The sequence below is a fragment of the Micromonospora profundi genome (assembly GCF_011927785.1).
Lineage (GTDB): Bacteria > Actinomycetota > Actinomycetes > Mycobacteriales > Micromonosporaceae > Micromonospora > Micromonospora profundi.
On record NZ_JAATJK010000001.1, the window covers coordinates 4,577,933 to 4,591,608 of the forward strand.

Here is a 13,676-nt window from a genome sequence, read left to right on the forward strand (position 1 = left end):
TGCGTCCGTTGAAGCAGAGCAAAGGACGCGCGGAGGTACCACCGCACGGCAGGCACGACGTGAGGCAGGCACGACGTCAGGCAGGCACGACGCCCGGGCAGACGTGACGATCCAACCCAGCCCATTTCGACCGCGACGAGGGCGGGGCGGTCAGCGGCAGAGCCTCAGAACGCGGTCAGCCCTTTTCCAGATACTCCGCGCGGTCCTCGTCGACAAGGGCCGCGACCGACGCGGCAAGCGCCGGGTTGCGGGTCAACTCCGGGTCGTCCTCGATCAGGGTGATCGCCTCGGCGCGGGCGTCGCGGATCAGGTCGGCGTCGCGTCGCAGGGACAGCAGCCGCAGGTGCGAGCGGTGCCCCGACTGGGTGGCGCCCAGCACGTCACCTTCGCGTCGTTGCTCCAGGTCAAGCTCGGCGAGCTTGAACCCGTCGCTTGTGGACGCGACGGCGTCCAGCCGTTCCCGTGCCGACGACCCCTCGGCCGCCTCGCTCACCAGCAGGCAGAGCCCGGCGGCGGAGCCCCGGCCGACCCGGCCCCGCAACTGGTGCAGTTGTGAGACACCGAACCGGTCGGCGTCCAGCACGATCATCACTGTCGCGTTCGGCACGTCCACACCGACCTCGATGACAGTGGTCGCCACAAGCACGTCCAGGTCACCGGCGGCGAAGGAGCGCATCACCGCGTCCTTCTCGTCGGCCGGCAGGCGGCCATGCAGCACCCCGATCCGCAGCCCGTGCAACGGCCCGTCGGCAAGCAGCGGGGCCACCTCGGTCACGGCGAGGGGCGGGCGACGGCCGTTGTCGTCGAGCGGCGGTTCCTCATCCTCCGACGTCGGGCCCTCCCCGATCCGCGGGCACACCACGTACGCCTGATGGCCGGCGGCCACCTCCTCACGCAGCCGGCGCCACGCCCGGTCCAGGAAGGCTGGCTTCTCGGCGGCCGGCACCACGTGCGAGGCGATCGGCGACCGCCCTCGGGGCAACTGGGAGAGGGTGGACACCTCAAGGTCGCCGTAGACGGTCATCGCCACCGTGCGCGGGATCGGGGTGGCCGTCATCACCAGCACGTGCGGCGGCTGGGCGGCCTTGGCCCGCAACGCGTCGCGCTGCTCCACGCCGAAGCGGTGCTGCTCGTCGACCACCACCAGACCCAGGTCGGCGAAGTCCACCCCCTCGTACAGCAGGGCGTGGGTGCCCAGCACGATGCCGGCGTTGCCGCTGGCCACCTCGCCGAGCGCCCGACGGCGGGCCGCCGCACCAAGCGAGCCGGTCACCAACTCGACACGGGTGGCGTGCTCGGCGGAATCCAGCTCGCCGGCCCGGCCCAACGGCCCGAGCAGGTCCAGCATGCCGCGGTGGTGCTGCGCGGCCAGCACCTCGGTGGGCGCCAGCAGCGCGGCCTGCCCACCCGCGTCGACCACCTGGAGCATCGCCCGCAGCGCCACCACCGTCTTGCCCGAGCCCACCTCGCCCTGCAAGAGGCGGTGCATCGGATGCGGGGCCGCCAGGTCCTCAGCGATCTCCACACCGACGTCACGCTGCCCGGCCGTCAGCTCGTACGGCAGTCGGGCGTCGAACGCGTCCAGCAGGCCGCCGGCGCGCGCCGGACGGGGGCGGGCCGGCCAGTCGGCGGCCCGGTGTTTGCGCTGCACCAGTGTCAACTGGACGGCGAACGCCTCGTCCCACTTGAGCCGCCGCCGCGCCCGATAGAGCTCCTCCTTGCTGGACGGACGGTGGATCTCCCGCAGGGCGGTGCCCAGGCCGACCAGGTTGCGGCTGGCCCGCACTGTGGCCGGCAGCGGGTCCTCCGGTGGGGTGAACGTGTCCAGTACGACACGCACGCAGCGGGCGATCACCCAGGTCGGGACGGCAGCGGCAGCCGGGTACACGGGGATCAGCGCGCCGGCGAACTCCTCGATCTCGTCGCTGACCGCCGCCTCGCCCTCACCGCCCTCGCCGAGCAGGACGTACTCCGGGCCGTTGAGCTGTCGTTTGCCCCGGAACTCGGTGACCTTGCCGGCGAACAGACCCCACCGGCCCGGACGCAGCTCCCGCTCGCGCCACGCCTGGTTGCCGAAGAACGTGAGCGTCAGCAACCCGCCGGAACCGTCGCCGACGGTCACCTCCAGCAGGTTGCCCCGACGTTGGCGCATCGGGCGAACGGCGGTGCGCTGCACCTGGGCCAGCACGGTTACCTGCTCGCCGACGTCCAGCGAGCGGATGTCGGTGTGCTCGCCACGCTCGTCGTAGCGGCGCGGAAAGTGGTAGATCAGGTCACCCGCGGTGTGCAGGTCGAGCTGGGAGGCCAGGGCCTTGGCCGTCTTGTCGCCCACGAGCTTCTTCAGCGGAGTGTCCACCGTGGCCGGCTCACTCATTCGACCCCCACCAGGAGCGGATAGAACGGCTGGCCGCCCGGGTACGCGTGCACCTCGACGAACGGCCAGCGCCGCTCGACGTGCGCCCGGACGGCGTCGGTCAGCCCGGGGGGCGCGTCCACACCGGCCAGCAGGGTGACCATCTCGCCGCCACCGCCGAGCATCTGGTCGACCACTGCGGCGCACGTGTCGATGAGGTCGGCGCCGATGAGGTGCACCTCCCCCTCCACAAGTGCCAGCACGTCCCCGGGGTGGCACGGGCCGGCGACTGTCAACGCGTCGCGGCTCGCGTGGCAGACCTCGGCGTAGCGGCAGGCGCCGGCCGCCTCGGCCATCGCGATCACGTCGTCCTCGAAGCGGCGGGTGCCGTCACGGACCGCGAGGGCGGCGAGGGCCTGCACCGGCGAGCGGGTCGGCACCACGCTGACCTTGATGCCGTGGCGGTGTGCCTCACGGGCCGCCGCGCTCGCCACCGCCCCGGTGTTCGGGTTGTTGGGCAGCACCACCACACGCGCCGCGCCGGTGCCGCGTACCGCCTCCAGCAGCTCACCGATGGACGGGTTGCCCGGCACGACAGTGGCACCCTCGGAGGCGAACAACTCGGCGATCCCCTCGCCGGTGGCGACCACCACGGCGGCGCGGCCCGCCTCGACCGGAACGGGGGGCGGCTCCGGCTGGTCGGCGAAGCGGGTCACCGAGATCCGGTACGGGCGGCCGGCAGCGACACCCGCCTCGATCGCCGCGCCCACGTCGTTGACGTGCACGTGCACGTTCCAGGTGGCGTCCGGCTCGCGCCCGTCGCCGACCACGACGAGCGAATCCCCGAGCGTTGCAAGCGTCCGACGCAGCACGGCCACCGCGTCGGCCGGGGCGTCGAGCAGGAACTGCACCTCGTAGGCGTACTCATCGGAGCCGGTCTCCCGCGCGACGGCGGCGGCCGGCCGGGCGGTCCGCGGCGCCGGTGCGAGCCCTGAGGCGGTCTCCCCGGTGAGGACCTCGACCAGGGCGTCGAGCAGGACGCAGAGGCCCTTGCCACCGGCGTCGACCACGCCGGCGCGGGCCAGGGCCGGCAACTGCTCCGGGGTACGCGACAGCGCCTCGGCCGCCGACCGCGCGGCGAGCCGGGCCACCGCCGGAAGGTCGTCGCTGTCGGCCCCCTCGGCCGCGGCGGCGGCCGCGGCGACAACTGTGAGCAGGGTCCCCTCCACGGGTTGGCCGACCGCGGCGTAAGCGGCGGTGGTCGCGGACCGCAGCGCGACGGTCAGGCCCCGACCGCGCACCACCGGCATGACGGCCACGGCGTCGGCGAAACCGCGCAGGATCTGCGAGAGGATCACGCCGGAGTTGCCCCGCGCGCCGAGCAGTGCGCCCTGGGCCATCAGCCGCAGCGCGTGCCCGTGCGCGGTCGGACCGCTGTCGGGGAGGGTGTCCAGGTCCATCGAGAGTGCCTGCTGGGCCGACGTGAGGGTGAGCACCAGGTTGGTGCCGGTGTCGCCGTCGGGCACCGGATAGACGTTGAGCTGGTCGATCTCGCCCTGGTGGCGCTTCAGCGCGGCCAGCCCGCTCGCGCACCAGCGGCGGACCGCTGCGGCGTCGAGGGAGTCCAGCACGGCCAGAAGCCTACTGGCGCGCACCGACACGCGTCGGACTCGCCGCGTGTGTCCGCCGCCCACCGCCTTCCGGCCGGGGCGGATCACTCCGGTACCGTTGCCGCCGGACCGGCTGCCACCAGGCGGGCGGCCCCACCGGCAGGCCGGCCGCGAGCGCCCGCTCGACCGGGCCGGTTCGCCGGGCCGGTGGGTCATCGGGTAACCTGACCAGGTTGCCCGCGCAGCGCCTGCCGGCGACCTCATGAACGTTTCAATCCCAGGAGTATCCCGTGGCTAGCGTGTGCGACGTCTGTGGCAAGGGGCCGGGCTTCGGCCACAACGTGTCCCACTCGCACCGGCGGACCAACCGCCGCTGGAACCCGAACATCCAGTCGGTGCGTACCCCGGCCGGTGGTGGCAACACCAAGAAGTTGAAGGTCTGCACCTCGTGCATCAAGGCCGGCAAGGTCACCCGCGCCTGACGCGGCGGCACCACCTCTTCTCGTTCGGCTCAGCCGGCGGACCCAGCGGTCCGCCGGCTGAATCGTGTCCGCGCCCCGGGCTGCCCGGCAGGTCGGGGCCTGCGCTGTCGCCGGGCGGCCCGGCCGGTCAGAGCGCCCGGCCGAAGGACACGCAGCCCTCCGAGTCCTTGTAGAAGCCGAAGTTCGGGATCCGGTCGTAGCCGGCGGACGTGTACATGGCGATCGCCTCGGGCTGGCGATCCCCGCACTCCAGGATCATCCGCTTGCGGCCCTGGTCACGGGCCGACCGCTCGACCGCCGCGAGCACCATCCGCGCCACGCCGCGCCCACGGGCCGCCGGCGCTGTGTACATCCGCTTCAACTCCGCGGTGTCCGGGCCGTGGGCGCGCCAGCCGCCGCAGCCGACCGGCTCGCCGCCCAGGTAGGCGATGACGAACGCGCCGTCCGGCGGCTCGAACTCGGAGGCGTCCACCGGGGTGTCGTCGCCGGTGCCGCCGTAGCGGGCCCCGAGGTCGGCAAGCGCCTCCTTGATCAACTGCTGCGCCACCGGCGCGCCGAACCGCGCCAGCCGGATCTCGATCTCACTCACGGCGTCCAGGGTACGGCCGGCGCGGGGCCTCACCGGAAGTGGTCCCAGCCCCTCGGCCCATCGTAGGCGCCCCCGTCGACTGTCACCCCGGCACCGGCCGTGACCAGGCCGATCGGCCGCCATTCCGGCGGCAACGCCACCTCCGGGGGGAAGGTCGCGGCAAGCGCGTGGTCCTCGCCACCGGCAAGGATCCAGGTGTACGGGTCGACGCCGAGCGCCCGCGCCGCGTCGGCCATCTGCCGGGGCACCTCGAACACATCCCGGCGTACGTCGATGGCCACCCCACTGGCCTTCGCCACGTGCCCGAGGTCGGCGAGCAGCCCGTCCGACACGTCGATCATGGCGGTGGCGCCGAGCACTGCTGCCTGCGGCCCGGCCGCGTACGGCACCTGCGGTCGCCGGTACGCCTCGGCAAGCAGTCGGGGCGTGCGGAAACCACGGGTGAGCACTGTCAGCCCGGCCGCCGCGTACCCGATGCGCCCGGCCAGGGCCAGTACGTCCCCGGGACGCGCGCCGGAGCGCACCACCGGCGCCCGGCCACCGAGGTCACCCAGCGCCGTCACCGCGATGGTCAAGGTGGGGCTTGCCGACATGTCCCCACCGACCACGCTCGCGCCGACCGTCGCCGCCTCGGCGGCCAACCCGTCGGCGAGCCCTTCCGCCCAGCTCGTCTCCAGCTCCGCCGGCATGCAGAGGGCCACCAGCAGCGCCGTCGGTGTGGCGCCCATCGCCGCGATGTCGGCCAGGTTGGCAGCCGCAGCCCGGTGACCGACGTCGGCCGCCGAGCACCAGTCCCGCCGGAAGTGCCGGCCGTCGACGAGCACGTCGGTGGAGGCGGCCACCCGGCCGTCCGGCGCGGCCACCACCGCCGCGTCGTCCCCCGGGCCGAGCAGTGTCGTCGGCCCCATCGCCAACCGCGCGGTGACCCGCCCGATCAACCCGAACTCGCCGATCCCGGCCACGCTGGCACCACCGCCGGCGTTCCGCCCGTCCTGCCCGGCTCCGCCGTGCTCGCTCACCGCTGCTCCTTGACCACCGATAGGGATCAGACCTGGTCCGTAAGGTAGTTTCACCCTTCGGGCCGCCCCTGGGCGGCGACGGACGGAGGTCGAGTCGTGGTACAGGCGTACATCCTCATCCAGACCGAGGTCGGCCGCGCACGTGACGTGGCGGGTCTCATCGCGGACATCGCCGGCGTCGTACGCGTCGACGCCGTCACCGGGCCGTACGACGTGGTCGTCCTCACCGAGGCGAACACCGTCGACGAACTCGGCAAACTCATCGTCAGCAAGGTGCAGATGGTGCCCGGCATCACCCGCACCCTCACGTGTTCGGTGGTGCGGCTGTAAGTGGACGAGATGACGACCTCCTCGGCTGCTCTCGACGACGACGGCACGCGCGACGCGGCCGACGGGACACCCGAGCGGGCTGACGGTAACCGCGCGACCGGCGACCCGGCTGCCGACGCGCCGACCGGCCGGGACCGGACCACCCGGAGCGCCGCACTGCTTGCCACCTTGATCGCGATTCCGGTCACGCTGCTGGTGGCCGTACTGGCCTTCACGAAGCTCGCCCCGGACACGCCGGCCGCCGCGCCGAGCCCGTCCGCCACGACCCCCCGGGCGCAGTCCACCGCCCCCGTCGAGATGGCCGCCCCGGCGCTGGCCGCCCGCCCGGCCACGGTCTGCCGTGCGCTGCTCTCCCAGCTGCCGCAGACCATCCGCGACCTGAACCAGCGCCCGGTCACCGCCGGCCCGGAGCAGAACGCCGCGTACGGCGATCCCGCACTCACCGTTGCCTGCGGGGGTGCCGAGCCGGACTTCCCCGCCACCGACGAGGTCTGGACCGTCAACCGGGTCTGCTGGCATGCCGCCGAGCAGGCCGACGCGACGGTGCTCACCACCGTCGACCGGGAGACGCCGGTGACGGTACGCGTCCCGCGCTCCTACGAGCAGCCGTTGCAGTGGGCGGCGCCGATCTCCGACGTGATCGTGGCCTCGGTGCCCTCCGGCGGGGCCATCCCCTCCGGCTGCCAGCGCTGATCGGGCCGGGCGCGCCGATCGGCGCGGCCCGACGGCCGGAGCCGACACTGCTGATCGGCCGACAGTCCGGTGGGCCTCAGTGCAGGCCGACGCCGCGCCGCTGGGCGGTGCGGATCAGGCGGTTGACCAGCTTCGGATACTCCAGCCCGGAGGCCGCCCACATCCGCGGGAACATCGACGTCGGCGTGAACCCGGGCATCGTGTTGATCTCGTTGAGGTAGACGTCCAGCTCGGGGGTGACGAAGAAGTCGGCCCGGGCCAGACCGGCGCAGTCCAGGGCGGTGAACGCGCGGACGGCGTACTCCTGCACCTGGCGGGTCACCTTCTCCGGCAGACCTGCCGGAATGTCGTACTCGCAGGCGTCGTCGAGGTACTTCGCCTCGAAGTCGTAGAAGTCGTGGTCGGCGACGACCCGTACCTCGGCCAGTACTGACGCCTCGGGCACGCCGCCGGCTTCGCCCTCCAGCACGCCGCACTCGATCTCGCGGCCGACGATCCCGGCCTCGATGATGACCTTCGGGTCGAACTGCCGGGCGGTGGCGACCGCCTCGTCCAGTCGCGCCCAGTCGGTGACCCGGGTGATGCCGAACGACGACCCGGCCCGGGATGGCTTGACGAAGACCGGCAGGCCGAGGCGCTCCTTGTCCTGCTCGCTGAGCGTCATCCCGTTGCGCAGCACCGTGTACGGGCCGACTGGGATGCCCTCGGCCGCGCAGAGCTTCTTCGTGAACTCCTTGTCCATGGCGGCGGCAGAGGCGAACACGTTCGCCCCGACGTACGGGATGCCTGCCATCTCCAGCATTCCCTGGATGGTGCCGTCCTCGCCGTACGCGCCGTGCAGGACGGGGAAGACCACATCGACGTCGGCGAGCACTCGGGGACCCTCGGTGGGGTCGAGCACCATGAGGCCGTTGCCTGTCGGGTCGGCACGCAGCACGATGTCGTCGCCGGACTCGGCGGTGATCTCCGGTAGCTGGCGGGCATTGATGGCGAGCTGGGCGGGGTCGCCGCTTGTCAGCACCCACTGTCCGGCTCGGGTGATGCCCACCGGTACCACCTCGTACTCGTCCGGGTCGAGCGCGCCGAAAACGCTGCCGGCGCTGACGCAGGAGATGCCGTGCTCCGGGCTACGGCCGCCGAAGACGATCGCCACGCGGGTCTTGCCTGGGGTGGTCACTCCGGTCACCTCTTCGTACGCGACTGCGGCTGGTCGTGCTCGCCGGTGGCGCTCACCCGGTTGACCTTACTGTGCGTGGCGGTAGGGCGAGGCGATACCCGGCGAGCCACGAAGCGACGCGGCAATCGGTCAACAGAGGTTATACGGTGCGTTACGGACGGTCAGTTCCGGGCGCGTCGACGGCCGACCGCGATCACCTTGACCCGCTGGCGGCCGGCCCGCACCATGCCCAGGGCCATGAACGCTCCGGCGATCCGGTCGGCGGCCTCCCTGCTGCTGGCGCCGACCACCTGTCGTCGCCGCTCGGGGGCGGTGCGCTCGTTGCGGTCGATGCCCTCGACTGGACGTACGTCGGTGAGCACGACCAGGAATCGGGTCATCTCCTGCCGCCCGGGGGAACGGCGAGGCACTCCGAGCCGGTACGCACGTCGTCTCCTTCCGGGAGGCCGAAATGACGGCGGCACGCGACGATCGGGTACGGGGGAGAAACCCGATCGCCGCGCGCCCTATCCCCTCCGGTCACTCACCACCACCGTCGCCACGACAACCGGCGGTGAGGACGTGGTGACAGCGTGACACGTACATGGCTGTGAATGCAACTCTCATCGGCGCGGTCCCATACACACATTCCCGCAAATGTGTGCGACCATCGATGCATGCCCCCCAAGACCGCTCGCGCCCGCCGGCTCGGCATCGCCCTCCGCCATCATCGGGAGGCCGCCGGGCTGACACTGGAAACCGCCGCGGACGAGATCAACAGCACGCGGAGCACCCTCTCCCGCTACGAGAACGCCCAGACGCTGATCAACCCGGCCACCGTGCGCGCTCTGCTCACCTCGTACGGAGTGGGCGCCGAGGAGGTGGCCGCAGCGGTGCAGCTCGCCAAGGACGCCCGCAAACCGGGCTGGTGGGTGTCGTACTCGTACGTGCTGGACCCCCGCACCATCGACTTCATCGCCCTGGAGGCGGAGGCCACAGCCATCGCCAACTTCGAACCCTCGGTGGTGCCCGGCCTCTTGCAGACGGCCGACTACGTACGCGGGGTGATGCGCGGGGGGCCGCACACCCTTGTCGACGACCTGGTGGAGCAGCGGGTCAAGGCCCGGCTCGACCGCCAGCAGCGAATCACCGGCGACAATCCAGCCATCTTCGACGCGATCATCGACGAGGGCGCACTGCTGCGCCCCGTCGGCGACCAGTCGGTGATGGACGGGCAGCTACGACACCTGGTCAAGATGGCCGAGCTGCCCAACATCACCGTCCAGGTGATCCCGCTCTCCGCCGGTTACCACCGCGGCACACGGGGCTCGCTGCACATCCTGGAGTTCGCCGACCCGGAGGACCCGATCATCGCCTCGGTGGAGACCGTCGCCGGTCAGATGATCCTCGACCGGGCAGGTGAAACACGCACCTGTACCAAGATCATGGAGCATCTGCGGAGCGTGGCGCTCAGCCCCGCCGACACCCGCAAGCAGCTCCTTACACTCCTGAAGGGACGGTAGGAACGATGACACCGACGATCACCGCGGCACTGGCCGCGGCGAGATGGCGCAAGAGCAGCCGAAGTGGTGACCAGGGCGCCTGCGTGGAGGTCGCCTCGATCCCACGCCTGGTGGCCGTCCGCGACTCCAAGGACCCGGCCGGCCCGGCCCTCCTGTTCCCCCCGGCGGCCTGGGCCACCTTCGCCCAGGCCCCGCCCCGCCACTGACCGCACCGTCGACAGCGGGCCTGGCGTGCCACCGAGCGCGCCGGGCCCGTGGGCGGTCCACCCAACCGCGGGCCGCGGCTGGCCGTCAAGCGGCCTCAGGGTCGCCCTGGTGCCCGCTTCGAGCGGCCAGAGCAACGACCTGCCCGGCCAAATCCATGGTGTGCCCGGCCGAAGCGACGATCTGCGCGGCCGGAGCAACGACCTGCCGGCGGACGATGACCAGCGGGCTCAGGCGACCAGCGGGCCGGGTTCCGGCGCGGCGCGCAGCGCCTCAAGCGCGGCGATCGCCACGCCACGGGCACCTGCCATGTCCCGGTCCGGCACCAGTGCGAACGTGGCAAGCGCCGCCTGCTCCTGTCGGAGCACCGTGTGCTCGCGGACCGTCGCCAGGAACCAGTCCCGGAACTCCGGCGCCGCCTCCACCACGCCACCACCCACGAAGTACGCGTGCGGGTCGGTGAAGTTGGACGCCACAGTGAACAGCCGGCCCAGCGCCATCGCCTGCTGGGTGAACAGGTCCCGGGCCAGCGCGTCGCCCCGCTCCCCGTAACCCCGGACGAGTTTCGCCGCCCGGGCCAACGGCTCGGCGGTGAGCGGGTGGTCGGGGTAGCGGGCCAGCCAGTACGGCAGCAGGTTGCGCTCGATGCCGGTAAGCGACGCGACGCTCTCGACGTCCCCTGTGAAACCACAGGCGCAGGTCGGCTCCGGCTGTCCCGGGCCGAGCAGCCCGTTCAGCGGGATGTGCACGTGGCCCAGTTCCCCGGCCATCCCGGCGGCGCCGGCGATCACCCGACCACCTTCGACAACGCCACCGCCGAGCCCGGTGCCGACGATCGCGGCGACCGACGACCTGCTCATCGCCTCGTCGCCGAAGTACACGTGGTGGGCGTAGAGCGCGGCGGCGTTGCCGTCGTTGTGGTAGATCACGGGCAGGCCGAGGCGCCGCTCCAGCGCGCCCCGTACGTCGAAGCCGCGCCACGCGGGCTGGGAGAAGTTTGTCGAGCCCCGCGACGAGATGACACCTGTGGCGCTCGCCGGGCCGGGGGTGTCCAGGCCGACCGCGCGGACCATCTCGCGCGGCACGCCCGTCCGGGCCAGCGCACCGTCCAGCGCGCGGGCCAACGCCTCGATCGCGGCCTCCGGCCCGGCGCGTACCTCGCTGGGGATCTCCAGGAGCCCGTCGACCAGGAACCGGCCGTCCACAGTCAGCACCGTGGCGTTGTTGCTGGTGCCGCCGTTGTCGAGGCCGACGACCACCGGCACCCCTGCGCTGCCCACCGAAACCGCCTCCCGACGACATGGATGTGAGCCGAGGCTAGTGCCAAGCCCTCTCCCCCGCCATGCCGACCGCCTCAGGACCTGCGAAAGCCCGACATCCCGGCGAGAGGGCGTTCGTTCATGGCCCTCGGCTGCCCGACCCTCAGCCCTCAGCCCTCGGTCCCCGGTCCCCGGTCCCCGGTCCCGAGGAGGGTCGTCGCGTGTCCTTTGCTCTGCTTCAACCCACGCAACGCAAACGACCCCGAAGTGTTGCGCCGGTTGAAGCAGAGCAAAGGACGGACAAGGGGTACGGGCGGGCGGTGGCCTTGCCGGGCCTGGGCGACGCGGATTCCTGTCCACGCCGGCCGACCGGCACGGCGGACTGCCGACGGCCGACCGGCACGGCGGACTGCCGACGGCGGACCTTGGAGCTGACGATGTTGGCCCGCGTGTTGAGCCGACCCCGGTGGGGGCGGCGGGAGTGGCGGCAGCGACAGCGACGTCGGTGGTGGCAGCGGCGGTGGCGGGCGGGCGAGAGGGCTCAGCGGAGGCGGCGGGCCGTCACCGCTGTGGCGTCCAGGTCCTCGTCGTGCCGCACGTCCGGCTCCAGCCCGACCGCGTCAAGGGCAGCGCAGAGCGCATCCGCCTGGACGACACTGACCTCGACGACCAGGTGGCCGCCGGGTGCCAGCCAGTGGGCAGCGCCTGCGGCCACCCGGCGCAGCACCGCGAGCCCGTCCGGCCCACCGTCGAGCGCCACCGGCGCCTCGTGCAGCCGCGCCTCGGGGGGCATCAGCGCCACCGCGTCGGTCGGCACGTACGGAGCGTTGGCGACCACCAGGTCCAGTTGGCCCCGCCAGCGCGGCGGCAGTGGGGCGAACAGGTCACCTTCGTACACCTCGGCGGCCAGCCCCGCGAGGTTGCGCCTGGCGCACGCCACCGCCGCCGGGTCGATGTCGGCGGCTGCCAGCCAGCGCGGCGCGAGCCGGTGCGCGAGTGCCACAGTGGTGGCCCCGGAGCCGCAGCACAGGTCGACAACCGCCGCCGCCGCGCCGGTCACGGAGGCCGCCGCCTCGACCAGCAGGGCGGTCCGGCCACGGGGCACGAAGACGCCAGCGTCGACCGCGATCCGCAGGCCGCAGAACTCCGCCCAGCCGAGCAGGTATTCCAGCGGTTCGCCGGCCACCCGGCGGTCGGTCAGCTCCGCCAACGCGGCGGGAGACTCGGCGGCGGCGAGCAGCAGATCGGCCTCGTCCTCGGCGTAGACGCAACCGGCGGCGCGCAACCTGCCCACGAGAACGGACCGGTCGGCGAGAGGCGCGGCTGTCACGACCTCAGGCCGGCCCGGCGGCGTCAAGCGCGGCGGCGATGTCGGCCACCAGGTCGGCAGTGTCCTCCACGCCGCAGGAGAGCCGGACGAAGCCGGGCGAGGTGTCGTCGCCCCACTGTGCCCGCCGGTCGGCAGTGGTGTGCGTACCACCGAAGGAGGTGGCGGCGGCCACCAGCCGGGCGGCGGTGATGAAGCGGGCAACCCGGTCGGCGTCGCCCAGGTCGAACGAGAGCACGCCGGGCATCCGGCGCATCTGCGTCGACGCCACCGGGTACGCGGGGTCGTCCGGCAGCCCCGGCCAGCGCAGACCTGTCACGTCCGTCCGGCCGGCCAACAGGTCGGCGATCGCTGCGGCGTTCGCGCTCTGCCGGGCCAGCCGCAGGTCGAGCGTGGCCATCGACCTGTGGGCCAGCCAGGAATCGAACGCGCCCGGTACCGAGCCGGTGGCCGTGCGCCAGGACGTCACCGCCCCGACCAGATCGGCGGACCGGCTCGCCAGGTAGCCCAGCAGCAGGTCGGAGTGGCCGGTGAGCGCCTTGGTGCCGGACGCGACCACAAGGTCGGCGCCGAGGTCCAGCGGGCGCTGCCCGAGCGGGGTCGCGGTGGTGTTGTCCACGGCGAGCAGGGCGCCTGCGGCGTGCGCGCGCTCGGCCAGGGCCGCCACGTCGACCACGTCAAGGCCGGGGTTGGCGGGGGTCTCCACAAGCACCAGGCGTACGCCCTCAAGCGACGGGTACGGCCCTGCGGTCGGCACGAAGACCACCCGTACACCGATGGTTTCCAGCACGTCGGTGGCGAACGCCCGGACGGGAAAGTAGCCGTCGGCGGGCAGCAGCACGGTGTCCCCCGGCCGGAGCACCGCGAGCAGCAGGCCGGTGATGGCCGCCTGACCGGTGGCGAAGACGCGGCAGTCACCGCCCTCCAGCTCGCCGATGGCGGCCTCCAGCAGCCGCCGGGTCGGATTGTCGGGGCGGCCGTAGCCGTTCGGCGACGAACCCTGGCCCTGCCACGGGTCAAGGTGGTACGGCGCGGCGAACACCGGCCCCGGCAGGAACGGGTCCCCCGGTGCCGGCTCGGGCAACCCGGCGTGTACGCAGCGGGTGCCGTCTCCCAGATCGCTCATCGGAT

14 protein-coding genes are annotated in these 13,676 nt (G+C 72.8%); 5 read left to right on the forward strand and 9 right to left on the reverse strand.

Annotated features, from left to right (window positions below):
- Nucleotides 1-175 precede the first annotated feature (175 nt).
- Together recG and F4558_RS20130 are read right to left on the reverse strand one after the other, a co-directional pair.
- Entirely contained in the window at nt 176-2,374 is a 2,199-nt protein-coding gene (recG, locus tag F4558_RS20125) for an ATP-dependent DNA helicase RecG (protein ID WP_167945504.1), read from the reverse strand.
- Nucleotides 2,371-3,984: a fatty acid kinase ATP-binding subunit FakA gene (locus tag F4558_RS20130; protein WP_053652423.1), complete on the reverse strand. Its 1,614-nt coding sequence runs from the start codon at nt 3,982-3,984 to the stop codon at nt 2,371-2,373. Before F4558_RS20130 ends, recG begins: the two co-directional genes overlap by 4 nt.
- A gap of 269 nt (nt 3,985-4,253) precedes the next feature.
- On the opposite strand from F4558_RS20130, the gene rpmB reads away from it, so the two are divergent.
- Nucleotides 4,254-4,445, forward strand: a complete 192-nt coding sequence (rpmB, locus tag F4558_RS20135) for a 50S ribosomal protein L28 (RefSeq protein ID WP_011905179.1) — start codon at nt 4,254-4,256, stop codon at nt 4,443-4,445.
- Between the two features lie 127 nt (nt 4,446-4,572).
- Here rpmB and F4558_RS20140 read toward each other — a convergent pair whose 3' ends face one another.
- Both F4558_RS20140 and F4558_RS20145 read right to left on the reverse strand, forming a co-directional pair.
- Nucleotides 4,573-5,034 carry a GNAT family N-acetyltransferase gene (locus F4558_RS20140; protein WP_167945506.1) on the reverse strand — a complete coding sequence of 154 codons (462 nt, stop codon included), beginning with the start codon at nt 5,032-5,034 and terminating at the stop codon, nt 4,573-4,575.
- A gap of 29 nt (nt 5,035-5,063) precedes the next feature.
- Nucleotides 5,064-5,996 carry a thiamine-phosphate kinase gene (locus F4558_RS20145; RefSeq protein ID WP_376767597.1) on the reverse strand — a complete coding sequence of 311 codons (933 nt, stop codon included), beginning with the start codon at nt 5,994-5,996 and terminating at the stop codon, nt 5,064-5,066.
- 153 nt (nt 5,997-6,149) lie between these two features.
- Between F4558_RS20145 and F4558_RS20150 the strand changes: the two genes are divergently transcribed.
- Together F4558_RS20150 and F4558_RS20155 are read left to right on the forward strand one after the other, a co-directional pair.
- Entirely contained in the window at nt 6,150-6,383 is a 234-nt protein-coding gene (locus tag F4558_RS20150) for an Lrp/AsnC ligand binding domain-containing protein (protein WP_007456453.1), read from the forward strand.
- 9 nt (nt 6,384-6,392) lie between these two features.
- A complete protein-coding gene (locus F4558_RS20155) occupies nt 6,393-7,076 on the forward strand; it encodes a DUF3515 family protein (protein ID WP_167945512.1) in 684 nt (227 codons plus the stop codon).
- A 76-nt stretch (nt 7,077-7,152) separates the two neighbouring features.
- On the opposite strand, the gene F4558_RS20160 is transcribed toward F4558_RS20155, so the two are convergent.
- Entirely contained in the window at nt 7,153-8,253 is a 1,101-nt protein-coding gene (locus F4558_RS20160) for a D-alanine--D-alanine ligase family protein (protein ID WP_167945514.1), read from the reverse strand.
- A 161-nt stretch (nt 8,254-8,414) separates the two neighbouring features.
- Complete coding sequence (locus tag F4558_RS20165; protein WP_167945516.1) at nt 8,415-8,633, reverse strand: hypothetical protein; 219 nt, start codon at nt 8,631-8,633, stop codon at nt 8,415-8,417.
- A 276-nt stretch (nt 8,634-8,909) separates the two neighbouring features.
- Between F4558_RS20165 and F4558_RS20170 the strand changes: the two genes are divergently transcribed.
- Both F4558_RS20170 and F4558_RS20175 read left to right on the forward strand, forming a co-directional pair.
- Nucleotides 8,910-9,755: a helix-turn-helix domain-containing protein gene (locus F4558_RS20170; RefSeq protein ID WP_053652419.1), complete on the forward strand. Its 846-nt coding sequence runs from the start codon at nt 8,910-8,912 to the stop codon at nt 9,753-9,755.
- 5 nt (nt 9,756-9,760) lie between these two features.
- A complete protein-coding gene (locus F4558_RS20175) occupies nt 9,761-9,961 on the forward strand; it encodes a DUF397 domain-containing protein (protein ID WP_053652418.1) in 201 nt (66 codons plus the stop codon).
- A 228-nt stretch (nt 9,962-10,189) separates the two neighbouring features.
- Here F4558_RS20175 and F4558_RS20180 read toward each other — a convergent pair whose 3' ends face one another.
- The 3 genes from F4558_RS20180 to F4558_RS20190 all read right to left on the reverse strand — a co-directional run bounded on the left by F4558_RS20180 (nt 10,190) and on the right by F4558_RS20190 (nt 13,671).
- Nucleotides 10,190-11,239: an ROK family protein gene (locus F4558_RS20180; RefSeq protein WP_053652417.1), complete on the reverse strand. Its 1,050-nt coding sequence runs from the start codon at nt 11,237-11,239 to the stop codon at nt 10,190-10,192.
- A gap of 520 nt (nt 11,240-11,759) precedes the next feature.
- Complete coding sequence (locus tag F4558_RS20185; protein WP_053652529.1) at nt 11,760-12,548, reverse strand: putative protein N(5)-glutamine methyltransferase; 789 nt, start codon at nt 12,546-12,548, stop codon at nt 11,760-11,762.
- Nucleotides 12,549-12,552: 4 nt separating this feature from the next.
- Entirely contained in the window at nt 12,553-13,671 is a 1,119-nt protein-coding gene (locus F4558_RS20190; protein WP_167945518.1) for a cystathionine gamma-lyase, read from the reverse strand.
- Nucleotides 13,672-13,676 lie beyond the last annotated feature (5 nt).